This window comes from Cellulomonas sp. NPDC089187, from assembly GCF_040685135.1.
Taxonomy (GTDB): Bacteria; Actinomycetota; Actinomycetes; order Actinomycetales; family Cellulomonadaceae; genus Cellulomonas.
In genome coordinates this window covers 102,764-125,459 of the sequence record NZ_JBFBHI010000002.1, presented here as the reverse complement: position 1 = coordinate 125,459, position 22,696 = coordinate 102,764, and the positions used below count along the sequence as shown (strand labels likewise).

General features: G+C 71.4%; 23 protein-coding genes. 9 read left to right on the top strand and 14 right to left on the bottom strand.

Annotated elements, in window-relative coordinates; genetic code table 11:
• Positions 1 to 68: 68 nt before the first annotated feature.
• Entirely contained in the window at positions 69 to 1,757 is a 1,689-nt protein-coding gene (locus AB0N78_RS04890) for a tetratricopeptide repeat-containing diguanylate cyclase (RefSeq protein WP_363386485.1), read from the top strand.
• 28 nt (positions 1,758 to 1,785) lie between these two features.
• Here AB0N78_RS04890 and AB0N78_RS04885 read toward each other — a convergent pair whose 3' ends face one another.
• The 3 genes from AB0N78_RS04885 to AB0N78_RS04875 all read right to left on the bottom strand — a co-directional run bounded on the left by AB0N78_RS04885 (position 1,786) and on the right by AB0N78_RS04875 (position 5,162).
• The gene (locus tag AB0N78_RS04885; RefSeq protein WP_363386483.1) at positions 1,786 to 3,381 is read right to left on the bottom strand and encodes a succinic semialdehyde dehydrogenase; all 1,596 of its coding nucleotides are present in this window, start codon (positions 3,379 to 3,381) and stop codon (positions 1,786 to 1,788) included.
• A 78-nt stretch (positions 3,382 to 3,459) separates the two neighbouring features.
• A complete protein-coding gene (locus AB0N78_RS04880) occupies positions 3,460 to 4,584 on the bottom strand; it encodes a GuaB3 family IMP dehydrogenase-related protein (protein ID WP_363386481.1) in 1,125 nt (374 codons plus the stop codon).
• A gap of 20 nt (positions 4,585 to 4,604) precedes the next feature.
• Positions 4,605 to 5,162 (bottom strand): type 1 glutamine amidotransferase domain-containing protein, encoded by a 558-nt coding sequence (locus AB0N78_RS04875; RefSeq protein WP_363386479.1) that lies wholly within the window; start codon positions 5,160 to 5,162, stop codon positions 4,605 to 4,607.
• Between the two features lie 134 nt (positions 5,163 to 5,296).
• Between AB0N78_RS04875 and AB0N78_RS04870 the strand changes: the two genes are divergently transcribed.
• The gene (locus AB0N78_RS04870) at positions 5,297 to 6,115 is read left to right on the top strand and encodes an exonuclease domain-containing protein (RefSeq protein ID WP_363386477.1); all 819 of its coding nucleotides are present in this window, start codon (positions 5,297 to 5,299) and stop codon (positions 6,113 to 6,115) included.
• A gap of 103 nt (positions 6,116 to 6,218) precedes the next feature.
• Positions 6,219 to 7,793: a UDP-N-acetylglucosamine 1-carboxyvinyltransferase gene (locus AB0N78_RS04865; RefSeq protein WP_363386475.1), complete on the top strand. Its 1,575-nt coding sequence runs from the start codon at positions 6,219 to 6,221 to the stop codon at positions 7,791 to 7,793.
• A gap of 54 nt (positions 7,794 to 7,847) precedes the next feature.
• On the opposite strand, the gene guaB is transcribed toward AB0N78_RS04865, so the two are convergent.
• The 3 genes from guaB to AB0N78_RS04850 form a co-directional block, all read right to left on the bottom strand.
• Positions 7,848 to 9,377: an IMP dehydrogenase gene (gene guaB / locus AB0N78_RS04860; RefSeq protein ID WP_363386473.1), complete on the bottom strand. Its 1,530-nt coding sequence runs from the start codon at positions 9,375 to 9,377 to the stop codon at positions 7,848 to 7,850.
• A gap of 70 nt (positions 9,378 to 9,447) precedes the next feature.
• Positions 9,448 to 10,107: a response regulator transcription factor gene (locus AB0N78_RS04855; protein ID WP_363386471.1), complete on the bottom strand. Its 660-nt coding sequence runs from the start codon at positions 10,105 to 10,107 to the stop codon at positions 9,448 to 9,450.
• A gap of 129 nt (positions 10,108 to 10,236) precedes the next feature.
• The gene (locus AB0N78_RS04850) at positions 10,237 to 11,199 is read right to left on the bottom strand and encodes a MerR family transcriptional regulator (protein ID WP_363386469.1); all 963 of its coding nucleotides are present in this window, start codon (positions 11,197 to 11,199) and stop codon (positions 10,237 to 10,239) included.
• A 259-nt stretch (positions 11,200 to 11,458) separates the two neighbouring features.
• On the opposite strand from AB0N78_RS04850, the gene AB0N78_RS04845 reads away from it, so the two are divergent.
• Positions 11,459 to 11,755: a WhiB family transcriptional regulator gene (locus tag AB0N78_RS04845; RefSeq protein WP_169166303.1), complete on the top strand. Its 297-nt coding sequence runs from the start codon at positions 11,459 to 11,461 to the stop codon at positions 11,753 to 11,755.
• Between the two features lie 171 nt (positions 11,756 to 11,926).
• Here AB0N78_RS04845 and groES read toward each other — a convergent pair whose 3' ends face one another.
• Entirely contained in the window at positions 11,927 to 12,223 is a 297-nt protein-coding gene (gene groES / locus AB0N78_RS04840) for a co-chaperone GroES (protein ID WP_363386467.1), read from the bottom strand.
• 189 nt (positions 12,224 to 12,412) lie between these two features.
• Between groES and AB0N78_RS04835 the strand changes: the two genes are divergently transcribed.
• Genes AB0N78_RS04835 through AB0N78_RS04820 form a run of 4 tightly spaced genes read left to right on the top strand, consistent with a single transcriptional unit; the run spans position 12,413 to position 15,632 of the window.
• Complete coding sequence (locus tag AB0N78_RS04835) at positions 12,413 to 13,597, top strand: SAM-dependent methyltransferase (protein WP_363386465.1); 1,185 nt, start codon at positions 12,413 to 12,415, stop codon at positions 13,595 to 13,597.
• Complete coding sequence (locus AB0N78_RS04830) at positions 13,597 to 14,733, top strand: glutamate--cysteine ligase (protein WP_363386463.1); 1,137 nt, start codon at positions 13,597 to 13,599, stop codon at positions 14,731 to 14,733. The genes AB0N78_RS04835 and AB0N78_RS04830 overlap by 1 nt, the downstream gene beginning before the upstream one ends.
• A 45-nt stretch (positions 14,734 to 14,778) precedes the next feature.
• Positions 14,779 to 15,126 carry a PadR family transcriptional regulator gene (locus AB0N78_RS04825; RefSeq protein WP_363386461.1) on the top strand — a complete coding sequence of 116 codons (348 nt, stop codon included), beginning with the start codon at positions 14,779 to 14,781 and terminating at the stop codon, positions 15,124 to 15,126.
• A complete protein-coding gene (locus tag AB0N78_RS04820; protein ID WP_363386459.1) occupies positions 15,126 to 15,632 on the top strand; it encodes a hypothetical protein in 507 nt (168 codons plus the stop codon). The genes AB0N78_RS04825 and AB0N78_RS04820 overlap by 1 nt, the downstream gene beginning before the upstream one ends.
• On the opposite strand, the gene tsaD is transcribed toward AB0N78_RS04820, so the two are convergent.
• Positions 15,622 to 16,680 (bottom strand): tRNA (adenosine(37)-N6)-threonylcarbamoyltransferase complex transferase subunit TsaD, encoded by a 1,059-nt coding sequence (gene tsaD / locus AB0N78_RS04815; RefSeq protein WP_363386457.1) that lies wholly within the window; start codon positions 16,678 to 16,680, stop codon positions 15,622 to 15,624. The genes AB0N78_RS04820 and tsaD overlap by 11 nt on opposite strands.
• Positions 16,681 to 16,767: 87 nt before the next feature.
• On the opposite strand from tsaD, the gene AB0N78_RS04810 reads away from it, so the two are divergent.
• Complete coding sequence (locus AB0N78_RS04810; protein ID WP_363386455.1) at positions 16,768 to 17,403, top strand: malonic semialdehyde reductase; 636 nt, start codon at positions 16,768 to 16,770, stop codon at positions 17,401 to 17,403.
• 17 nt (positions 17,404 to 17,420) lie between these two features.
• On the opposite strand, the gene rimI is transcribed toward AB0N78_RS04810, so the two are convergent.
• The 6 genes from rimI to AB0N78_RS04780 are packed head-to-tail and all read right to left on the bottom strand — an operon-like array spanning position 17,421 to position 22,663.
• Positions 17,421 to 17,891, bottom strand: coding sequence for a ribosomal protein S18-alanine N-acetyltransferase (gene rimI, locus AB0N78_RS04805; RefSeq protein WP_363386453.1), 471 nt, complete (start codon positions 17,889 to 17,891; stop codon positions 17,421 to 17,423).
• Complete coding sequence (gene tsaB, locus AB0N78_RS04800) at positions 17,888 to 18,637, bottom strand: tRNA (adenosine(37)-N6)-threonylcarbamoyltransferase complex dimerization subunit type 1 TsaB (RefSeq protein WP_363386451.1); 750 nt, start codon at positions 18,635 to 18,637, stop codon at positions 17,888 to 17,890. The genes rimI and tsaB overlap by 4 nt, the downstream gene beginning before the upstream one ends.
• Before the next feature lie 10 nt (positions 18,638 to 18,647).
• Complete coding sequence (tsaE, locus tag AB0N78_RS04795; RefSeq protein ID WP_363386449.1) at positions 18,648 to 19,148, bottom strand: tRNA (adenosine(37)-N6)-threonylcarbamoyltransferase complex ATPase subunit type 1 TsaE; 501 nt, start codon at positions 19,146 to 19,148, stop codon at positions 18,648 to 18,650.
• A complete protein-coding gene (gene alr / locus AB0N78_RS04790) occupies positions 19,145 to 20,299 on the bottom strand; it encodes an alanine racemase (protein WP_363386447.1) in 1,155 nt (384 codons plus the stop codon). Before alr ends, tsaE begins: the two co-directional genes overlap by 4 nt.
• Positions 20,300 to 20,330: 31 nt before the next feature.
• Positions 20,331 to 20,963: a nucleoside/nucleotide kinase family protein gene (locus tag AB0N78_RS04785; RefSeq protein WP_363386445.1), complete on the bottom strand. Its 633-nt coding sequence runs from the start codon at positions 20,961 to 20,963 to the stop codon at positions 20,331 to 20,333.
• Positions 20,960 to 22,663, bottom strand: coding sequence for an NAD(P)H-hydrate dehydratase (locus AB0N78_RS04780; RefSeq protein ID WP_363386443.1), 1,704 nt, complete (start codon positions 22,661 to 22,663; stop codon positions 20,960 to 20,962). The genes AB0N78_RS04785 and AB0N78_RS04780 overlap by 4 nt, the downstream gene beginning before the upstream one ends.
• Between the last annotated feature and the right edge of the window lie 33 nt (positions 22,664 to 22,696).

The window sequence follows — 22,696 nt, the reverse complement described above, 5'->3', positions numbered from 1 at the left end:
GCTCTGTCATGCGGGCTTCACCCATTCGATACCTGCGCTGACCTGCCTGCTGCGTCGATAATCTCCCCATGACGACTGTCCGGGTGGCGCAGGGGGCCGACCCGACGGACTGGCGGCACGAGCTCGCGCAGGTGGATGCACTCTGCGACTCGGCCCCGGCCCTGTGCGTGGCGTTGGTCCCTAGCCTGTTGGAACGTGCCCGCGCCGAGCGTGCGACGCTGGTGGAGATCGAGCTGGAATACCTGTCCGGCTGGTCCCGCCATCTGCTGTCCGACGACGCGCTGGCGCTCGGCGCGATGGAACGTGCCCTGGAGTTGTCGATCACGCTGCGGAACCGGGCCTGGGAGGGCCGGGTGCTCCAGGGCCTGGCCTCGGTGTACAACGGGTTCGGGGACAACCTGTCCGCCCTGGAGCTGCTCGAACGGTCCCTGGCGATCCGTCGCGAACTCGGCGATCTGGAGGGTCTGGCCGCGGCGTTGAACAATCTCGCGGACACGTACATCTCAATGGGCCGATTCCCGGAGAAGGCCTATGAGCTGCTCACCGAGGCCATGACGATCTGGCCGCAGGTCGACCGCCCCGACGGCACCTGCGCCACCCTGTCCGGCCTGGCCAAGCTGACCACCGACGACGCGGAGGCCCTGTCCCTCACCGACCCGGTCAGCTCCCGGACCCTCGCCGAACGCGCGGTGCAGCTGGCCGAGCAGGGAGTCGCTGTCGCGGGGACCGCCGCCTCCGCCGGTTCCGCCGAGGGGAACGCGCGGCTGGCCGCCGAGGCCCAGGTCCGGCTCGCCCGCGCGCACATGGCGCATGGCGACCTGGCTGCGGCCCGTCGGGTGCTGGACCAGTGCGCACTGGCCCTGCCCCAGGTCTCTGCCCGGTACCTGACCATCCGCTACCACGCGGCCCTCGGCCGACTGCACCGACTGCTAGGCGACCTCACCGCCGCCCGAGCGACGTTGAACTCCGCACTGGTGCTCTCCGAGGGGTCCCGACCGATGGAACGTGCCGATGTGCTGCGCGAACTGGTGTCCGTGCACGAGGACGCCGGGGATCTGCGCGAGGCGTTGGCGACCCACCGGCAGTACCACGAGGCCGTGATGGAGCAGCGCGATCAAGCCGCCGAGCGCCGCGGCATCCTGGTGAACGCCCAGCTCGACGTCGACCGGGTCCGCCAGGCGCACGACCAGACCCGCCAGCATGCCGCCGAGTTGGCCGCGATGAACCGCAGCCTGGCTCACGACGCCGCCCACGACCCGCTGACCGGTCTGTTGAACCGGCGCGGACTGGACGAGGTGTTGGCCGCCCGCGTCGAGGAGCAGGATCTGGCCTATGTGGTCGCGGACCTCGACCTGTTCAAGTCGATCAACGACGAGCACTCCCACCCGGTCGGTGACGAGGTCCTGCGCCGGGTCGGCCAGATCATGACCGCCTGCCTGCGACTGGGGGACGTGGTGGCGCGGGTGGGCGGAGAGGAGTTCGTGCTGGTGCTCCGGGACTGCCCACCGGCGGACGCGCTCGCCGCCTGTGAGCGAATCAGGATCATGGTGGCGGCTCACCCTTGGGAGGATCTGTCCCCCGGTCTGCGGGTCACGGTCAGCATGGGCGGGGTGGCCGCCGCGGCGGCGGACGACCCGGTCTCGTTGGCCACCCGCGCCGATGCCGCGCTCTACCAGGCGAAGCGGCACGGCCGGAACCAGGTGGCGTTCATCCCGACGCAGGAGGCACTCCTGCCGGAGCAGATCGTCCGACGCTGACGCCGCCTCTGGTCCCCGGCCGCGGGGCTCACTGCCGTGTGCGCACCACCGCGCGCAGCGCCGCCAGCAGCGCGGGGGCCCATCGCTCCGGCGGCCCGGACAGGACCCGGCCCGGCCCGAGTCCGTGGTGCACCCCGTGCTGCACCGCCACCGTCCGGGACCGGGTCAGCGCCAACAGCCCTTCCGCGCCGTGCCGCGCACCCCACCCGGATTCCGCCCGGCCGCCCTGCGGTGCGGCCCACGACCCCCAGGACATCTGATAGCCGTCGTTCACGTCGACCGAGCCGACCCGCAACCGATCCGCCACCGCCCGACCGCGCTGGGTCGACCGGGACCACACCGCGGCGTGCAGCCCGAAGCGGGTGTCGTTCATCGCCGCCACCGCCTCGTCGTCGGAACGGACCTCGTGCACGGCGACCACCGGCCCGAAGGTCTCCTCGGCGAACATCCGCGCCTGGGGACCGACATCCGTGAGCACCGTCGGCTCGTAGACATACGGCCCGATCTCCGGACGCTGCTGACCACCGGTGAGCAGCCGAGCCCCGGCGGACAGGGCATCTTCCACATGCTCCACCACCCGGGCCAGCTGGTCGGGGCCGGTCAGCGATCCGAGGTCATAGCGGTAATCCAACCCGGTGCCGAGCCGCAGCGCCCGGGTCCGACGCCGGAAGGCGGTGCGGAAGGCATCCGACACCGCCCGATGCACGTACACCCGCTCCACCGACATACACAGCTGCCCGGTCCCGCCGAAGCACGCCCGCACCGCACCCTCAGCGGCCAGCTCCGGGTCGACATCATCGGCGATGTACAGCGCGTTCTTCCCGCCCAGCTCCAGGGTGCTGGGCACCAGCTCGCCGCCCGCCCGTGCCGCGACCATCCGCCCGGTGGGCGTGGAACCGGTGAACAGCAGGTGGTCGACATGGTTGATCACACCGTCGCCGACGGTCGGCCCGTCCCCGAGCACCACCTGGACCAGTCCGTCTGGGAAACCGGCGTCCGACAGCAACTCGGCGGCCCACAGCGCGGTCAGCGGCGTCTGCGGGTCGGGACGCAGCAACACCGCATTCCCGGCGGCCAGTGCGGGCAGCACATCGCCCAGGGTGAGAATCAGCGGGTAGTTCCACGGCGCGACGATCCCCACGACCCCGGCGGGATCGTGGGCGACCCGAACCGAGGTGAACGGCCCGAGCAGCCCGGGCCGGTGGTCCGGGCTGAGCAGTCGCCCCGCGTTCCGGGCCAGGAATCGCGCGCCGAGGACCACATCAGCGATCTCCTCCACCGCGGCGGCCCGTGCCTTGCCGTTCTCCAGTTGGATCAGGTCCAGCACATCGGACTGCCGGGCGAGCAGCAGCTGCGCGGCACGGCGCAGGAGCCGGGCGCGATGCCGATGGTCAGTGGTGGCCCAGCGGCGCTGCGCGGACCGAGCGGCGCGGGCGGCGGCGGCCAGGTCCTCGGGGGTGGACTGGGGCAGGCTCGCCAGTGGCGCACCGGTCCAGGGCGCGTAATGCGTCGTCTGGGGGCCAGTGGCGCGGGCCCGGCGCACCAGGTCGACGAGCACCTCCGGTTCCAGGACCAGGGTGGCCAGCGGGTCGATCTCGGGGTCGCGCAGTGCTTCCGGAGCCATGCCGGTCAGGCTACGCGCGCCCGGCCCCAGACAGCGCGACGGCCGCCCCGCACAGGCGGGGCGGCCGTCGGTGACAGCTCAGCGCGGCTGGTACGGCGAGACGACCAACTCCACCCGCTGGAACTCCTTGAGGTCGGAGTACCCCGTGGTGGCCATCGCGCGGCGCAGCGCGCCGATCAGGTTCAACGTGCCATCGGCGGTCTTCCCCGGCCCGAACAGCACTTCATCCAGGCTGCCGACTTGACCGACCCGGACTCGCTCACCGCGCGGCAGATGCGGGTGGTGTGCCTCGGAGCCCCAGTGCCAGCCGGCGCCCGGCGCATCCGACGCCCGGGCCAGCGCGGCCCCGAGCATCACCGCGTCCGCACCACAGGCGATCGCGCGGACCAGGTCACCGGAGCGCCCCACGCCACCATCGGCGATCACGTGCACGTAGCGGCCGCCCGACTCGTCCAGGTAGTCCCGACGGGCCGCGGCCACATCGGCCAGCGCGGTGGCCATCGGGGCGTGGATGCCCAGCGTGGTGCGGGTGGTGTGTGCGGCCCCGCCGCCGAAGCCGACCAGCACGCCCGCCGCCCCGGTCCGCATCAGGTGCAGCGCCGCGGTGTACGTCGAGGCACCGCCGACGATCACCGGCACATCCAGCTCGTAGATGAACCGCTTGAGGTTCAGCGGCTCGGCCCGGCCGGAGACGTGCTCGGCGGAGACGGTGGTGCCCCGGATGACGAACAGGTCCACCCCGGCGTCGACCACGACCTTCCAGAACTCCTGGGTCCGTTGCGGGGACAGCGCCCCAGCGACGGTGACCCCGGCCTCCCGGATCTGACCAAGCCGGAGGCGGATCAGTTCCGGGTCGATGGGGGCGGCGTAGATCTGCTGCATCCGCGCGGTGGCCTCAGCCGGGTCGAGTTGAGTGATCTCGGCCAGCAGCGGCTCCGGGTCCTCGTACCGGGTCCACAGCCCCTCGAGGTCCAGCACGCCCAGCCCCCCGGCCCGGCCGAGTGCCACGGCGGTGGCGGGGCTCATCACGGAGTCCATCGGCGCGGCCAGCACCGGCAGATCGAAGTGGTAGGCGTCGATCTGCCAGCTGACCGAGACCTCCTCCGGGTCGCGGGTGCGCCGGGAGGGCACCACCGCGATGTCGTCGAAGGAGTACGCGCGGCGGGCGCGCTTGCCGCGGCCGATCTCGATCTCGTTGCTCACCAGGTCAGGCTACCGGTGCCTCAGCTTCCCGCGGCGGCTTCCACCACTGCGGCGGAGAACACGGGCAGGTCGTCCGGGTTGCGGGAGGTGAGCACCGTGGTGGTGCCGACCTCGCTGCGCACCAGCTCCTGGTCCACCCACGTCGCCCCGGCATTGCGCAGATCAGTGGCCAGACTCGGATAGGAGGTCAGCGTCACCCCGTCCACCACTCCGGCCTCGATCAGCGTCCAGGGTCCGTGGCAGATCGCCGCCACCGGGATGCCCGCGGCCAACACGTCCTTGACCAACGCCACCGACGCGGACTGGGTGCGCAAGGTGTCCGCGTTGACCGTGCCACCGGGGATCACCAGCGCAGCCAGCTCGGCGACGTCCACCTGGTCCACCGTGCGATCCACTGGGTAGCTGCCGCCCGGATCGAGGTCGTGGTTCACCGCGCTGACGGTGCCGGACTCGGCGGAGACCAGGATCGGGGTGCCGCCCGCCTCCTGCACCGCCTGCCACGGCGTGGTCAGCTCGGCCTCCTCAATGCCATGCTCGCTGGTCAGGAATGCCACCGTCTTGCCGGTCAGATCAGCCATGTCTCCTCCTCGGATTGCGTCCCTCCACCCTGCGACGATCGACCGGATCGCGCATCTGCGACCTGCCGGAGCGCCTCCCCACCGGTGTCGGTGCCCGGTGCGATGCTGGCCGGGCAAGCGAGGGAGTGCGCACCATGACCGCCTGGACCGACGGCCCACTACTGGGCTTCGACACCGAGACCACCGGGGTCGACGTGTCCCACGACCGGATCGTGACCGCGGCGCTGGTCCGCCGCGACCGCTCGGGCACCGAGGTGCGGACCTGGCTGATCAATCCAGGTGTGCCGATCCCCGCCGAGGCCAGCGCGATTCACGGCATCAGCACCGAGCACGCCCGCACGCACGGCGTCGAGCCGGTCGAGGCGCTGGAGGAGATCGCCGCAGCCATCGCCCAGGCCATGCGCGACGGGGTTCCGGTGGTGGCCTACAACGCCTCCTTCGACCTGTGCCTGCTGGAGGCCGAACTGGAACGCCACGGTCTGCCCACCGTCGGGCAGCGCTTGGGCGGTGACCTGGTACCGGTGATCGACCCGCTGGTGCTGGACCGCGCGGAGGACCGCTACCGCCGGGGTAAGCGCAAGCTGGTCGACCTGTGCGGGGTGTACCAGGTGGTCGACACCGGTCAACTGCACACCGCCGATGTGGATGTGGTGGCCACGTTGGACGTGCTGGAGCGGATCGTCGACCGGTTCCCGCATCTGGGTGCGCTGCCGTTGAGCGAGCTGCACGACTACCAGGTCACCGCGCACCGGGCGTGGGCGGAGGCGTTCAACGCGTGGCGGACGGAGAAGGGCTTCACCGGCGAGGGCGCGGTCACCGCGTGGCCGGTGCCGATGACCCGTCAGTCGACCGCCGACACCCCTGAGGTGCTCCCACCCGCCCCTGAGGTGCTCCCGCCCGCCCACCAGGCGGCACCCGCCGGACAGCCGGTGCAGGACACTCTCATCGCCTGAAACTCATATGTGAGTTCGTTGCGACTGGCAAGGATCCGATCGAGCGTCGAATCTTCACATATGCCCGCTCGCGGATATCTCATCTGTGAGTTACGTTCGTCGCGTGACTCAGACGACCACACCTGCCACCGGGTCCATCCCGGCCGTGCGCACCCTGCCCGAACAGCTGGCCCACGTCGGCTCGCTCGTCCGCTCCGCCCGACGCCACCAGGGCCTCACCCAGGCCCAGCTCGCGGAGCTCCTGAACACCAGCCAGTCCGCGGTCCACCGGATCGAGCAGGGCACCCAGAACCTCAGCCTGGACATGCTCACCCGGATCGGCGCGGCGCTGGACTCCCCCATCGTCACCGTCGGCGGACCCCAGCGCACCCACCTGCGTGTGACCGGCGGGCAGCAACTCTCCGGCCGGATCGAGGTCAACACCTCCAAGAACGGCGCGGTCGCGCTGCTGTGCGCGAGTCTGCTCAACCGGGGCACCACCCGGCTGCGCAACGTGGCCCGGATCGTGGAGGTCGACCGGATCGTGGAGGTGCTGCGCTCCATCGGCGTGAAGGCCACCTGGTCCGGCGACGGTCGCGACCTGGAGATCGTCGTCCCGAAGGACCTCAACCTGGATGCCATCGACGTCGACGCGGCGGTCCGGACCCGGTCGATCATCATGTTCTTCGGTCCGCTGCTCAGCCAGTACGACGACTTCAAGCTGCCTTACGCCGGTGGCTGCGACCTGGGCTCGCGCACCGTCGAGCCGCACATGATCGCCCTGCGCCCCTTCGGTCTGACCGTGACCGCCACCAACAGCCGCTACCACGCGAAGGTCGCCGACCCGGGCAGCACCGACCTGCAGGTCGTCCTCACCGAGCGCGGCGACACCGTCACCGAGAACGCGCTGATGGCCGCCGCCCGCCGGGACGGTCTGACCATCATCCGCAACGCCTCCCCGAACTACATGGTCCAGGACCTGTGCTTCTACCTGGAGCTGCTCGGCGTCCGGATCGAGGGCATCGGCACCACCACCCTGCGGGTGCACGGCAAGTCCGAGATCGACGCCGAGGTGGAGTACGCGGTCTCGGAAGACCCGGTGGAGGCGATGAGCCTGCTCACCGCGGGCATCGTGACCGGATCGGAGATCACCGTGGGCCGGGTGCCGATCGAGTTCATGGAGATCGAGCTGGCCACGCTGGCCGAGATGGGCCTGCGCTACCAGTTGTCCGGGGAGTACACCGCCCGCAACGGCCGGACCCGCCTGGTGGACGTCACCGTCTTCCCCAGCGAGCTGCGCGCCCCGGCGAACACCGTGCACCCGATGCCGTTCCCGGGCCTGAACATCGACAACCTGCCGTTCTTCGTGGCGATCGCCGCCTGCGCGGAGGGCACCACGCTGGTGCACGACTGGGTGTACGACGGCCGGGCGATCCACCTGACCGACTTGACCCGGCTCGGCGCGCAGGTGCGGCTGCTGGACGCTCACCGGCTCCAGATCACCGGTCCGACCCGCTGGTCCGGCGCCGAGATCTCCTGCCCGCCGGCCCTGCGCCCCGCGGTCGTGATCCTGCTCAGCATGCTCGCCGCCAAGGGCACCAGCGTGCTGCGCGACGTCGACATCATCGCCCGCGGCTACGAGCAGTTGCAGGAGCGGCTGATGGAGCTGGGCGCGCAGATCGAGACCTTCCGGGACTGACGCGACCATGACGAAGGGCCCCCGCGACATGCGAGGGGCCCTTCGTCATCAGGATCAGCGGGCGCTGTAGTTCGGCGCCTCGGCCACCATCTGCACGTCGTGCGGGTGCGACTCCTTCAGCCCGGCCGGGGTGATCCGGACGAACTTGCCGCGCTCCTGCAGCTCCGGCATGGTCCGCGCGCCGACGTAGAACATCGACTGGTGCAGGCCACCGACCAGCTGGTGCGCCACCGCGGCGAGCGGGCCGCGGTAGGGCACCTGGCCCTCGATGCCCTCAGTGATGATCTCGTCGTCGTTCAGATCACCCTGGAAGTAGCGGTCCTTGGAGTACGAGCGGCGGTCGCCACGGGACTGCATCGCCCCCAGCGAGGCCATCCCCCGGTAGCGCTTGAACTGCTTGCCGTTGACGAACACCAGGTCACCCGGGGACTCGTCACAGCCGGCGATCAGGCCACCGATCATCACCGAGTCCGCCCCTGCCACCAGCGCCTTAGCGATGTCACCGGAGTACTGCAAACCACCGTCGGCGATCACCGGCACCCCGGCGGGCTTGGCGGCCAACGCGGCCTGGTACACCGCCGTCACCTGCGGCACACCGACACCGGCGACGACGCGGGTGGTGCAGATCGAGCCGGGGCCGACCCCGACCTTCACCGCGTCCACCCCGGCGTCGACCAGCGCCTGCGCGCCCTCGCGGGTGGCGATGTTGCCGCCGATGACCTGCACGTGCTTGGTCGCCGGGTCGGACTTGATCCGACGCACCATGTCCAGCATCAGCCGGGCGTGCCCATTGGCGGTGTCCACCACCAGCACGTCCACCCCGGCTTCCACCAGCGCGGTCACCCGGTCCCAGGCATCCCCGAAGAATCCGACCGCCGCACCGACCGAGAGACGGCCGGAGGCATCCTTGGTCGCCAGCGGGTACTGCTCGGACTTCACAAAGTCCTTGACGGTGATCAGCCCGCGCAGTCGGCCGGAGCCGTCCACCAGGGGCAGCTTCTCCACCTTGTGCTTGGCCAGCAGCGCAGCGGCGTCCTCTCGGGCGATCCCGACCGGACCGGTGATCAACGGCTGACTGGTCATCACCTCGCGGACGGTGCGGGTGGTGAACTCCTCACCCGGCACGAACCGCAGGTCACGGTTGGTGATGATGCCCAACAGGGTGTCGTCGGCGTCGACCACGGGCAGACCGGAGACCCGGTACTTGCCGCACAGCGCGTCCAACTCGGCGAGGGTGGCGTCCGGGCCGACGGTCACCGGGTCGGAGACCATGCCCGACTCCGAGCGCTTGACCAGCTCCACCTGGTGGGCCTGGTCAGCGATGGACAGGTTGCGGTGCAGGATGCCGATCCCGCCCTGACGGGCCAGGGCGATCGCCATCCGGGACTCGGTGACGGTGTCCATAGCGGCGGACACCAGCGGGATGCGCAGCTCGATCTCGCGGGTCAGACGGGTGGTGGTGTCGACCTCGCTCGGGATGACGTCGGTCTCGCCGGGAAGCAGCAGCACGTCGTCATAGGTGAGACCGATGAAGCCGAAGGGGTCGTGGGTGGGTACGGATCCAGGAGTGCCCAGGTCGGTCATTCCCCGATGATAGGCCCCCGTGCGGGGAGCTCCGGACGCGGGTCGATCCGCCCGGCCCTCGGCTCACCCGTCACCGGATCAGGCCGCGCCGCAGTCCGATCGCCACCGCCTGGGCCCGATCCGCAGCACCGAGCTTGCGGAACAGTCGACGGGCGTGGGTCTTGATCGTGTCCTCGGACAGGTACAGCTCCTGGCCGATCTGTGCGTTGGACCGCCCGTTGCTCATGCCGACCAATACCTCGATCTCCCGCTTGGTCAGCTGCACCTCACCCGGTACGCCCGACATCTGAGCGGGCAGGTCCGGGGTCAGCACCGCGGTGGTGGCAGCGGTCGCAGCAGCCGCCAGACCCGCGTGCTGCGAGGTCAGGGCGTCCCCCGAGGACCGCCCATCCGTCACCCCCGGTCCGGCCAAGATGTGCGCAGCCACCGCCGCCAGCTCGGCACGGCCCACATCCGGCGCCAGATACCCGCGAGCGCCCAGCGCGATGGCCCGGTCCAGGGCGATCTCATCACCCGGCACTGCCAGCATCACCACCGTCGACGGCGAGGGGATCGCGCGCAAACGGCGGATCGCCTCCACCGGACCGGGCGAGGGCAGATGGGCGTCCAGCAGGACGATGGTCGGCGGCACTCGACGGGCCAGAGCAATCAGCTCGTCCACCGATCCCGCCGCCCGCACCGGGGCCAGGGCGGGGATGCCGAGTGCCGTGAGGACGATGCGCTCCCGCACCGTCGTGGATCCGTGGCACACCACGACGCCCGCCATCGACCTCCGCCTTCCGCCAACCGGACTGTCCGGTCGATGGTTTCTGTATCGGCCAGATTCGACCGGACGTTAGCGGCAGGGGGCCGCGTCCGCTCATCGAGCGAGGCCGGATGCTCCCTCCGCGACCGCCACGACCTCGTGCAATACCCCGGCGAAGGACCGCACGCGCTGCACACCGTGGTGCAGGGGAACGCTGGCGACCGCCGCGTCGGGCACCATCACAAACTGGTTCAGGTCCGGATGCTGCTCAGCCAGCCCGGCCACCACGGACAGATCCGGGTCGTCACGTTCGGACATCAGCACCGCTGCTGACGGGCTGGTCATGGTGACGATCTCCCCGAGCCGGGTCTGGCCCGCCGGACCGGTGACCACGCGCGCGTCCAGGCTGTGATCGGCCAGGGCGGCGGCCAGCACGTGCAGTTCGAGCGGGCGGGGCTCGTCGGGCGGAGTGAACAGCAACACCACCCGCCGGCGGGACGGATGCCGTGGCACCCGACTGAACCGGTCGCGCAGCGCTGCCAGGGTCGCGGCCACCACCAGCTCGTCCGGCTCGTCACCTGGTCGGGCCAGCAGCGTGCGGGCGGCGATCCCGGCACGGGCGGGGGTGATCAGCTCCGACCACCACCGGGACAGGTCCTCGCCGGGTTGGAGCAGCGCGCGAACTGCCGTCGAATCGCCGCGCAGGGCAGCGTCGATCACGGCGGTCGGGGTGGCCACCACCGGCTCCGCTGCGCGGATCGACGCATCCTCAACCGAGGGCACCGGGTCTGGCACCACCATCAGGTGACGACCGGCGGTCGCGCCGTCACGGGCCAGGCGGGCGGCCTCGGCGGGGGCGACCCCGTCCAGAGTGAGGGCTCGCATCGCCGACAGTCGGGCCACATCAGCGGCGGTGTACCGCCGGTGCGCGCCGGCGGTGTGCTCGGAGGGGCCGAGCCCGTAGCGACGGTCCCAGGTGCGCAGGGTCGCGGCGGCGATGCCCAATCGTCGGGCCACCGCTGCGGGGGTCAGGGTTGCGCCCTCCGGGAGGGCATCCGGCTCGTCGCCGTTCTGCATCAGGTTCAGTCCTTGTTCGCGCCAGGGGTTGCGCTACGTCGCAGTGATTCTGCCCGCGCACTGGCGCGGTTTCCAACCGAGACCACCGAACCGTTTCACGAACCGCGCCAGCTGACCAGCACCTCTCCCTCTGGAGACGAGGGTTGAACGACTTTCGAATCGGTTGTACTGTCCGTAACACCGCGAACCGGACAGGTCCTGAATCGGTGCCGAACCGTTCGTGGGTGAACCCCGAACCACCACCGCTCAGGAGCGACCTATGGCTGAGATCTCCCGTCTTCCGGGACCCGTGATGGAACTCTGGGAGTGGCAGTACCAGGGCGCCTGCCGCGACGCCGACGAGAACCTGTTCTTCCACCCCGAGGGCGAGCGCGGTGCCGCCCGCCGCCGCCGGGCCGAGGCCGCCAAGGCCATCTGCGCCACCTGCCCGGTGCTGAACGAGTGCCGCGAGCAGTCGCTGGCCGTCCGTGAGCCCTACGGCGTGTGGGGCGGTCTGAGCGAGGACGAGCGCACCGCCGTCCTGGCCGAGCGTGCCGGGCGCAGCGCCGCGGTGTAACCCCCCAGAACTCGACGGCGACGGTCCGCGGTGCGATACCGCGACGGTCCGCCGTCGTCACCCGACGAGGGCCCGGACGGTGCGAGACCGTCCGGGCCCTCGTTGCGTGTCCGGGCCGCCGCATGACAAAGGCCCCCTCCGGTGAACCGGAGGGGGCCTTTCAGCGGGACGTCACTTGGTGACGACCGCCAGGATGTCGCGGGCGGAGAGGATCAGGTACTCCTCACCGTCGTACTTCACCTCGGTGCCGCCGTACTTGCTGTAGATGACCTTGTCACCGACAGCGACGTCGACGGGCACGCGGTTGCCCTTGTCGTCGATCCGACCCGGACCGATCGCCAGGACCTCGCCCTCCTGGGGCTTCTCCTTGGCGCTGTCCGGAATGACCAGACCGGAGGCGGTGGTCTGCTCCGCCTCGAGCGTCTTGACGACGATCCGGTCCTCGAGCGGCTTGATGGAGACCGACACGGCGGACCTCCCCTTCTCGCTTGTGAGTTGCCTGTACAAGAAAACCGAACGACCGGCCGTCGTCGCGGGTGCCGGCAGTCGTACGGGCTCGGCACTCCCCCACCGGGAAAGTGCCCACGGTCACTGTAGGAACCGGTTAGCACTCGGTCAAGGCGAGTGCCAGAGTCCGCCGCGTGCGAGGATCGCCGGATGGACTCTGCCGGCCTCGCCCAGCTGCTCAGCCCCGAGGGGTGGGCACTGCTGTCCGCGCTCCCGCCCTATGACCCGGACCGCGCGATGGCCCTGTCCGAGCGGTTGCGCAAGGACGGGTTCGATGCGGATCTGGTCGCCGCGGCGCTCACCCAGTCCCGACTGCGCGCCAAGGCGCACGACAAACTCGGCGAGTTCGCCGACGGGATGCTGTTCACCCCCGCCGGGTTGGAGCAGGCCACTCGCCTGGTCGTCGCAGCCCGGCACGCCCGCCGGTACCGGGCAGCGGGTGTGCGGAAGGTCGCCGACATCACCTGCGGGCTCGGCGCGGATGCGATCACCCTGGCCGGGGTGGGGCTGCCCGTCCTGGCGGTGGACGCCGACGAGACCACAGCGGCCCTGGCGACGGTGAATCTGCGGCACTTCCCGGAGGCCGAGGTCCGGCACGGCGACGGTCTGCGCGTGGACTTCGCCGCCGAGGGCATCGACGGGATCTACGCCGATCCGGCCCGGCGCAGCGGCTCCGGCGCACGCCGGCACGATCCGGCCGCCTACAGCCCGCCGCTGGACGACGTGCTCGCGCTGCGTGCGCGGGTCCCGGCGCTGGGCATGAAGCTCGGCCCCGGTGTCCCCCATGCGGCACTGCCCCCCGAGGCCGAGGCGCAGTGGGTGTCCGTGGCCGGGGACGTCGTGGAGCTCGGCCTGTGGTTCGGACCGCTCGCCGCGAACGGCCCCGGGCGCTCCGCGCTGCTGCTGACCGCCGATGGCGATGCGGTGCAGCTGCGCGACACCGGTGCGCGGGCCGAGGCCGGCGCGGTGGGCGACTACCTGTACGAGCCGGATGGCGCGGTGATCCGGGCCGGCCTGGTGGCGGAGGTCGCCGCCGAGGTGCGCGGTCGGCTGCTGGACCCCACCATCGCCTATGTGACCGCCGACCCCTTGCACCCCACACCTTTCGCCACCCCGTACCGGGTGCTCGACCGGATGCCCTTCGGGCTCAAGCGCCTCAAGGCCTACCTGCGCGAACGCGGTGTCGGCGTCGTCACGATCAAGAAGCGGGGCACCGCAGTGGTCCCGGAGCAGCTGCGCCGCCAGCTCGACCTGCGCGGTGACGCGGAGGCCACCCTGGTGCTGACCCGCGTCGCCGGGCAGCAGCAGGTGCTGGTGGTCGAGCCGGTCGGCTGATGGCCACCCCGGCCCGGTTGGACTTTGCCCGTTCGGCCCGCTCGACGGTCGGGATCGAGTGGGAGCTTGCCCTGGTGGACGCTGACTCCGGCGATCTGCGCCAGGTCGCACGCACCGTGCTGGACGCCGTCGGCGATGACGATCCGGCGATCAAGCAGGAGTTGCTGCTCAACACCGTCGAGGTCGTCTCCGGTGTGTGCCGCACCGTGGGGGAAGCCGGGGCCGACCTGTCCCGCGCGGTCGACCGGGTGCGCGAGCTCACCGAGCCGCTGCGGGTGGAGCTGATGAGCGCCGGCACCCACCCCTTCGCGCGGTGGGCACAGCAGAAGGTCACCGACAAGCAGCGCTACGCCACCCTGATCGACCGCACCCAGTGGTGGGGTCGGCAGATGCTGATCTACGGCGTGCACGTCCATGTCGGCGTCGAGGACCGCGCCAAGGTGCTGCCGATCTCCCGGGCATTGCTGACCACCTTCGCCCATCTGCAGAGCCTGTCCGCGTCCAGTCCGTTCTGGGGCGGCAAGGACACCGGCTATGCCTCCAACCGGGCGCTGATGTTCCAGCAGCTCCCCACCGCGGGGCTGCCGTTCCAGTTCGAGCAGTGGTCCGAGCTGGAGGCCTATGTCGGGGACATGCTGCACACCGGGGTGATCGACGCCTTCGACGAGGTGCGCTGGGACGTCCGCCCCTCGCCACGCTTCGGCACCATCGAGGCTCGGATCTGCGACGGCTCCCCCACCCTGATGGAGGTCACCGCGCTGGCCGCACTGACGCACTGCCTGGTCGAGCACTTCTCCACCCTGCTGGATGGCGGCCACCCCCTGCCGACCATCCCGCCGTGGTTCGCGCAGGAGAACAAGTGGCGCTCGGCCCGATACGGCATGGACGCGATCATCATCACCAACGCCGCCGGTGATGAGGAGCTGGTCACGGATGCCGTCGCCCGCTTGCTGACCGAGCTGGCCCCGGTGGCCGAGCGCCTCGGCTGCGCTCAGGAGCTGGACTCCGTGCGGGTGATCCTGCGCAAGGGCGCGTCCTACCAGCGCCAGCGCGCGGTGGCCCGGCGGCACGGGGGCGAGCTGGACGCTGTGGTGGCCTCGCTGGTGGCCGAGATGCGAGCCGGGCGGCCGCTGTAGGTCACTAGTTGGCAATACCTAATAGCAGGCATTACCCTCATCGGCATGCCCGCTTCCCGCGACAGCCAACTCCTCAAGGGCGTGCTGCCCATGGTGGTGCTGGCCGCCCTCACCGAGCAGGAGTCCTACGGCTACCAATTGGTGGACCGGCTGCGTGACGCAGGCCTCACCGAGCTGACGACCGGAACCGTGTACCCCGTGCTCAACCGGTTGGAACGCGAGGGTCTGATCCAGTCACGTCTGGTGCCCTCCGCCAGCGGCCCTGCGCGCAAGTACTACCGCCCCACCGACGACGGCACCGATGACCTGTGGGCCTCCGCCGAATCCTGGTCCGCCCTGGACCGGACCGTGCGCACCCTGCTGGCCACCGCCCGCACCTCGAAGGAGTCCTGATGACTACCCTGCGTGACCACCTCCGCCGCGATCTGGTCGTCACCCGCTTCTCCTGGGCCGTGCAAGACCATCCGCAGTCGCGGCGACTGACCCGGGAGCTGCGCCGCGAACTCAAGGCCACTGCGGCCGAGGTCGGGTGGGCGCGCGCGCTCGACGATCTCGGCAGCCCCACCGCCCTCGCCCGGGGCTACCTCGCCGAGTACGACCGTCCGATCCCGCGCTGGGCCACCGGCGCGGTGTGGGGCGGGATCGTCCTGGCCTTCCTGCTCTACACCGGGATGGCCTACGGCTTCGGCACCCTGGACACGCTCAGCGACCTGGCGGTCGACGGCCCGCTGAGCGTCGAGCGCGGCATGCTCGGGGCGACCTTCACCTACACCGGCGGACCGGATGAGCTGTCGACCAGCGCGGCCCTGAGTTGGGGCTGGTTCGCCCTGCACGCAGTCGCCTTCACGGTGCCGTTCCTACTGGGTGCCCGGATCTGGCGGCTGTGGCTCAGACGGTGACCGTCTCCAGCGGCATCGCCGAGTCCACTCCGATGTCGAGTGCACTGGGCGCGATGCCACGGCGCACCACCGCCGCGCCCAGCGCCGCGATCATCGCGCCGTTGTCGGTGCAGTAGCGAATCGGCGGGATGCGCAGGTCGATCCCGGCATCGGCGCACCGCTCGGCGGCCATGTCGCGCAGCTGGGAGTTGGCGCTGAACCCACCGCCGATCACCAGGGTGTTCACCCCGTGCCTGCGGCACGCGGCGATGGTCTTGGCAGTCAGCACATCGGCCACCGCCGCGGCGAAGCTGGCCGAGACATCCGCCAGCGGGATCTCCTCCCCCGCATCCCGCCGAGCCTCCACCCACCGGGCCACCGCGGTCTTCAGCCCGGAGAAGGAGAAGTCATAGGCGTGCTTCTCCTGGTCCTTCGCGGCGGTCAGGCCGCGTGGGAACCGGATCGCCTCCGGGTTGCCCTCCCGCGCCAGTCGATCGATGTGCGGCCCACCCGGGTAGGGCAGCCCGAGTAGACGACCGACCTTGTCGAAGGCCTCACCGGCGGCATCGTCCAGCGTGGAGCCCAGCTCATGCACCCCGGTCACCACGTCGTCGATCAGCAGCAGCGAGGAGTGCCCACCGGAGACCACCAGGGCCATCACCCGCTCCGGGAACAGCCCGTCGACCAGCTCGTCCACCGCGGCGTGCCCGATCACGTGGTTCACGCCGTACAGCGGCTTGCCCAGCCCGAAGGCCAGTGCCTTGGCCGCAGCGGCACCCACCGTGAGCGAGCCGACCAGCCCTGGGCCAGCAGTGACCGCCACCGCGTCGATATCCGCCAACGTCACCCCGGCAGTGTCCAGCGAGCGCTGGATGGTCGGCAGCATCGCCTCCAGGTGCGCCCGGGACGCGATCTCCGGGATGATCCCGCCGAACCGGGCGTGCTCGTCCATCGACGAGGCGACGGTGTCGACCAGAAGTTCGCTGCGATCAGGGTGCGCGCGGACCAAGGCCACGCCGGTCTCATCGCAGGACGTCTCGATCCCCAGGACCAGGGGTGCATCAGGCATGCGGACAGGATAAGCAGCCGCGACCATGTGATGGCGCTCACGGCAATCATCTGGAACACCACACGTTCCGTCAGGTGTTCAGCACACATGACCACTGACACCGCTGCCTCCTCCGTGCATGTGCCGGAGGAGGTCACCGACCTCCTGTTCCGCTCCGCACGCACGGTGAACACCTTTGCCGAGGGCGAGGTCACCGACGATCAGATCCGCGCCGTCTGGGATGTGGTCCGCTGGGGCCCCACCGCGATGAACTCCCTGCCGCTGCGCATGTTGCTGGTCCGCACCCCGGCCGGGCGCGAGCGCCTGGTGGCGCACATGAACGACGGCAACAAGGCCAAGACCGCGCGTGCTCCGCTGTCCATCGTGGTGGCCGCCGATGTGGACTTCCACGAGAACATGCCCCGCCTGGCCCCGCACATGCCTGGCATGCGGGAGAACCTGCACCCGAACGAGGCCGCCCGCGCGGCGATGGCCCGGGACAATGCGTTCCTGCAGCTCGGCTACTTCATCCTCGGCCTGCGCGCCGAAGGCCTGCAGGTCGGCGCGATGACCGGACTGGACGCGGCCGGCCTCGACGCGGAGTTCTTCGCCGGGACCGGCTGGCGGTCACTGGCCGTGCTGAACGTCGGCCACGCCCCGGCGGATATCGAGGACTTCGGGATGCCGGCCAGCTGGCCGCGGCAGACCCGGCTCGACTTCGAGGATGTCGCCCAGACCGTCTGACACCCACGAGGGCCCGGTCACTGCACTGCGGTGGCCGGGCCCTCGTGCAGGTGCTTGCGCATCGTCCAGGCGTCGACATTCTCCGGCTGGTAGTACCGCTTGCGCAGGCCCAACTGCTCGAATCCCGCCCGGCGGTACAGCTCCAGCGCGGGCTCGTTGTCCACCCGCACCTCCAGCAGCATCGACACCGCACCCAGCTCCCGTGCGCGGGCGAGCAACGCGTCCAGCAGCATCCGGCCGATCCCACACCGCTGCGCATCCGGTCGGGTGCCCAGCGTCATCACCTGGGCGTCCACCCCGTCGAACCACAGCCCGGCGTAGCCGACCAGCTCACCGGTCGACTCCGCGCCGACGTACCAGCGCCCCGGACCCTCGATCTCCTCCGCCAGCGCGAACCGCGACCACGCACCCGGACCGAACAGGGTGTGCTCCATCGCCTCCAGGGCGTCCAGGTCGTCGGGCCCCAGCGGTCGTAGGAGCACTGTCACGCGGAGGCCCGCTTGGCCGCCGCCGACGGGACCGCATCCGGGCGGCGCAGGTAGAGCGGTTCGGTGGGCAGCAGCACCGCGGACTCCGGCACGCCGACAGCCGCCGCCAATCGGGCCTGAGCGACCCGGGCCAGATCCGCGCTGTCCACCCCGGCGACCGCGCGCGGGTCGGAGTCGACCTCGACCCCGACCTCGGCCAGCTCCGCCGCGTACAGCGCAGTACCCGGACCGACCGCCAGGCAGTCGCCCAGCTCCGCGGGCACGAGGTCCGCAGCGGGTCCGACTGCCGGACCGGCCAGCACCTCGACCGAGGGCTGCGCGCCCGCACCCACGACTGGGCGGTAGGTCGCCCAGTACACCTCGCGGCGACGCGCATCCGTCACGACCAGCACCGAGCGCTCAGCCAGGTCCGTCCGGTCGGACAGCCCGCGGTCGACCGCCGCCAACGCCAGCGCATCCAGCGACGACACCCCGTGCACCGGGATATCCAGCGCCAGGCCCAGGGTCCGGGCGGTGACCAGACCGACCCGCAGGCCGGTGAAGGGCGCGGGCCCGGTGCCGACCACGATGCCGGTCAGTTCGGCACGGTCCACCCCGGCCTCAACGAGCACCTGCTCGATCAGCGGGGTCAGCAGCTCCGCATGGCGGCGCGGTTCATCGGAAGAACGGGACGCCAGAGTCCGGCCGTCATCGTCCACAACGGCGGCAGACGCGGCGGACGAGGTGTCCAGGGCAAGCAGCGGCACGGTCTTCTCCTCAGGCGGGAACGGTGGGCAGCGGGACGTCGCGCCAGCGCTCGCCCACCGGGGTGATGGTCAGTCGTCGGGTGCCGGATGAGGCGTCCTCAGCCAGCGGATCACCGCCGTGTGGGCGAGCCAGCGAGATCTCCAACCGGTCCTGTGCCAGCTGCTCCACCAGCCCCTCGCCCCACTCGACGATGGTCACCGACTCCTCCAACGAGGTGTCCAGATCCAGGGCGTCGACCTCGTCCAGCGAACCCAGCCGGTACGCGTCCACATGCACCAGCGCCGGCCCGTCGGTCAATGACGGGTGCACCCGGGCGATGATGAACGTCGGCGAGGCCACCGTGCCGCGCACCCCCAGCCCGGTGCCGATCCCCTGGGTCAGCGTGGTCTTACCCGCGCCCAAGTCACCGGTCAGCACCACCAGGTCACCGGCGCGCAGCAGCGCCGCCAAGGACTCGCCGTACGCCCGGGTGCTGTCGGCGTCCGGGAGTTCGACCGTCTGCGGGGTCATGCGTCGCCCTTCTCGGAATCGATGTACACCCGGGGCACCCTGGCCCCGAGTCGGGTCACGATCTCATAGCTGATGGTGTCCGCCGCGCGCGCCCAGTCCTCCGCGGACGGCCCGCCCCGACCGAAGAGCACCACGGTGTCCCCCGCTACCTCCGTGGCCTGCGGACCCAGATCCACCATGAACTGGTCCATGCAGACCCGGCCCGCGATGGTCAACGCCCGACCGGAGACCCCCACCGGTGCGCCCGGTGCCCCGTCCTTCCCCGAGGCGTGCCGCGGGATTCCGTCGCCGTAGCCCAGCGGCACGACACCGACCGTGGTGTCGGTCGAGGTGACGTAGTGGTGCGCATAGGACATGCCGTGCCCGGCGGGCAGCCGCTTCACCGTGGCCAGCTCGGCCTCCACGGTCATCGCCGGGACCAGCCCGAAGTGCGCGGGATCGCCTACCTGCGGCACCGGGCTCACTCCGTAGAGCGCCAGACCGGGCCGGACCAGATCCAGGTGCAGCTCCGGGGCGGTCAGGGTGGCGGCCGACGCGGCAAGGTGGCGCAGCTCCGGCTCGACCCCCCGCGACCGGGCTACCGCCACGCAGTCGTGCAGCAGCGCCAGTTGCCGCGCCGATGTCGGATGCCCCGGAGTATCGGCGAACGCCAGGTGGGAGAAGATCCCGACCACCCGCAGCACCCCCTGCTCCTGCAACCGGGCCGCCGCATCCAGCACCGGCGGCAGCTCCGCGGGGGTCAGCCCGTTGCGGCCCAGTCCGGTGTCCACCTTCAGATGCACGCGCGCGGTTCGCCCCGTGGCTCGAGCAGCCTGGGCGACCTCGTCCAGCGCCCAGCGCGCGGCCACCGCCAGATCGATGTCCGCGGCCACCGCCAGCTCCAACGGCGCACCCGGCGCATACAGCCAGGTCAGCACCCGGGCGTCGATCCCGGCCTCCCGCAACGCCAACGCCTCGGTCAGCTGCGCGGCACCCAACCACGTGGCACCGCCCTCGACCGCCGCCCGGGCCACCGGGACCAGGCCGTGCCCGTAGGCGTCGGCCTTCACCACGGCCATCACGGCGGCACCATCGGCGATCCGACACAGGGTGCGCGCATTGGCGCGGATCGCCCCCAGGTCGACCACGGCACGTGCGGGATACAGACTCACCGAGACAGTTTCGCACCCGCGCCTCTCGGCTTCACACCATCCGCACCACCCGGTCCGCGAGCGCCGCCGTGCCCGTCACCAGCTCGGCATTGCGCTGATCGGGCCCGAGCGCCCACCGCCGTGCCGCCTCCGGGTCCTTCCCGGTGTCGATGTGCCGCCGGGTCAGCCGTTCCAGCCGCACCGCCTCGTCCAGGTCGACGAACCAACACTCATCCAGCAGCGCCCGCACCGGCCCGAAGCCGTGATGATCGAGCAGGAGGTAGTTTCCCTCCGTGATCACCAGGGGCACCTGCGCGGGCACCGGGATCGCGCCGGCGACCGCGTTGTGCAGATCCCGCCGGTACTCCGGGGCGTACACGGTGTCCTGTGCCGCACGCAGTCGACGCAGCAGCGCCACGTACCCCGCCGCGTCGAAGGTGTCCGGTGCGCCCTTGCGGTCCGCGCGCCCGAGGCGTTCCAGCTCGGACTGCGCCAGGTGGAAGCCATCCATCGGGACCACCACACACTGTCCGGGGAAGGCCGCCAGCAGCGCGGCGGACAGGGTGGACTTGCCCGCACCGGGCGCACCCGCCAGCCCCAGGATGCGCCGGGTTCCGGAGGCGATCAGTTGCTCGGCTCGGGTGGACAGCTCAGTGGGCAGGGTCGGGGCGGGCGGCTCCGTCACGACCGCACCGCCAGGAGCTCCGCCACCGTCGGGGCCACCGCCTCTGCCACGTCCAACGCCGCCACCGGCCCACCCGGATTGGCCCGCACCGCCGCCCGCCCGTGCACCAACGCCGCCACAGCCGCGAGCGCCGCTGCCGCCGACGGGTCCTCGATCACCTGGTCCGCCCGCCCGGCCAGCAGCGCCCCGAGCACCCCGGACAGCACATCGCCCGACCCGGCCGTCGCCAACCACCCCGGCGCATCCGCCTGGCTGAAGCACGCGCCCTGCGGGCCGACCACCACCGTCGTCGACCCCTTCAGCAGCACCGTCGCCCCGGTGACCTCCTGCGCCCGACGCGCCCAGCGCAGCGGCTCACGTTCCACCCCCGCACGGTCCACCGGCACCCCCCGGGCCGTCAGCAGGGTCGCGAGTTCCCCGGCATGCGGGGTCAGCACGCACCACGGTGCCAGACGCTCCGGCAGCAGCCCGAGCGCCCCGGCATCCAGCACCACCGGCTGGCCCTCGCGCAACGCCCGGTCTGCCGCCTGACGAACCCGCTCGGCCTGGTCCCGATCCCCCGGATCGACACCGGGCCCGAGCAGCCACGCCTGGACCCGACCATCGCCGTGCACCACCTCGGGCCGTGCCGCCAGCACCGCATCCACCACCCGGTCCGGACCCTGGTAGCGGATCATCCCCACCCCGGCGCGGACCGCAGCCGTCACCGCGAGCACCGCCGCCCCCGGGTACATCGCCGTTCCTGCCACCACACCGAGCACACCCCGGGTGTACTTGTGATCCCCCGACCCCGGCACCGGCCAGAGCGCCGGGATGTCCTCGGCATCCAGCCGGATCACCGCGGCCTGCTCCCGGTCCAGATCCAGCCCGATGTCGACCGGCCAGACCGTCCCCGCCACCTGATCCCCCGGCGGGAGCAGCAGCCCGGCCTTCACCCCGCCGAAGGTCACCGTCACCTGAGCGGGCACCACCTGGCCATCCTCGGGCAGCGCCCCGTCGTCCACACCAAGCCCGCTGGGCACATCGACCGCGACGACACACGGCCCGTCGTCCAGATCGGCCAACGACTGGACCAGGACCGTGGTCAGCACCCCGGCCACTCCCCGAGGCGCACCCCGACCGCCGATGCCGAGCAGGCCGTCCAGCACCACATCAGCGGCCACCGCCTCCGCCGCGGCGTCGCCGACCCAGAGCGGGGGAAGCTGATCGGGCACGGGGGTCCCGCCTGCCCCGGACTCGAGCGCGGTGCCGGTGACGCCCGTCGCGGCCTCGGCGTTGGCCGCAGCACTGGCCAGCTCCTCCACGGTGCCGGTGCCGCCCACACTCCCCTGGGCCCCGAGATCGGCCACGTGGGCGGCCTTGTCCCGCGCCCGCCCGTCAACCACCAGCACCGCGCGCCCACCGGCCCGGCTCAAGGCCGCCAGCCCCTCCGCGTGCGGATGCGGTGTCGTGCACAACGCCAGCACCCCCACGCCGCGCCCGGCCAGCAGCGCCCCCGCATGCAGCGTGTCACCCCCGTTGTTGCCGCCCCCGACCAGCAGCACCACCGACGCCCCGGACACCCGCCCCCGACGCTCGGCCAGCTCGCCCGCCACCACTGCGGCCAGCGCGAACGCGGCGTGCTGCATCAGCGGCCGACCGGCGGCCAACAGCGGCTCCTCGGCAGCCCGGATCTGTGCGGCGGCGTACCCATGGATCATGTCCCCATCCTGTCCGACCGCGTTCCGGCGCGC

What these genes read in the sequence shown, in the direction of transcription:
- AB0N78_RS04830 (WP_363386463.1), top strand. Translation starts at nt 13,597, where the DNA reads ATGGCCACCCCGGCCCGGTTGGACTTTGCCCGTTCGGCCCGCTCGACG.
- guaB (WP_363386473.1), bottom strand. Translation starts at nt 9,377, where the DNA reads ATGACCGACCTGGGCACTCCTGGATCCGTACCCACCCACGACCCCTTC.
- AB0N78_RS04845 (WP_169166303.1), top strand. Translation starts at nt 11,459, where the DNA reads ATGGCTGAGATCTCCCGTCTTCCGGGACCCGTGATGGAACTCTGGGAG.
- AB0N78_RS04850 (WP_363386469.1), bottom strand. Translation starts at nt 11,199, where the DNA reads ATGCAGAACGGCGACGAGCCGGATGCCCTCCCGGAGGGCGCAACCCTG.
- AB0N78_RS04890 (WP_363386485.1), top strand. Translation starts at nt 69, where the DNA reads ATGACGACTGTCCGGGTGGCGCAGGGGGCCGACCCGACGGACTGGCGG.
- AB0N78_RS04835 (WP_363386465.1), top strand. Translation starts at nt 12,413, where the DNA reads ATGGACTCTGCCGGCCTCGCCCAGCTGCTCAGCCCCGAGGGGTGGGCA.
- AB0N78_RS04820 (WP_363386459.1), top strand. Translation starts at nt 15,126, where the DNA reads ATGACTACCCTGCGTGACCACCTCCGCCGCGATCTGGTCGTCACCCGC.
- tsaE (WP_363386449.1), bottom strand. Translation starts at nt 19,148, where the DNA reads ATGACCCCGCAGACGGTCGAACTCCCGGACGCCGACAGCACCCGGGCG.
- AB0N78_RS04825 (WP_363386461.1), top strand. Translation starts at nt 14,779, where the DNA reads ATGCCCGCTTCCCGCGACAGCCAACTCCTCAAGGGCGTGCTGCCCATG.
- AB0N78_RS04870 (WP_363386477.1), top strand. Translation starts at nt 5,297, where the DNA reads ATGACCGCCTGGACCGACGGCCCACTACTGGGCTTCGACACCGAGACC.
- AB0N78_RS04810 (WP_363386455.1), top strand. Translation starts at nt 16,768, where the DNA reads ATGACCACTGACACCGCTGCCTCCTCCGTGCATGTGCCGGAGGAGGTC.
- AB0N78_RS04885 (WP_363386483.1), bottom strand. Translation starts at nt 3,381, where the DNA reads ATGGCTCCGGAAGCACTGCGCGACCCCGAGATCGACCCGCTGGCCACC.
- AB0N78_RS04780 (WP_363386443.1), bottom strand. Translation starts at nt 22,663, where the DNA reads ATGATCCATGGGTACGCCGCCGCACAGATCCGGGCTGCCGAGGAGCCG.
- tsaD (WP_363386457.1), bottom strand. Translation starts at nt 16,680, where the DNA reads ATGCCTGATGCACCCCTGGTCCTGGGGATCGAGACGTCCTGCGATGAG.
- AB0N78_RS04875 (WP_363386479.1), bottom strand. Translation starts at nt 5,162, where the DNA reads ATGGCTGATCTGACCGGCAAGACGGTGGCATTCCTGACCAGCGAGCAT.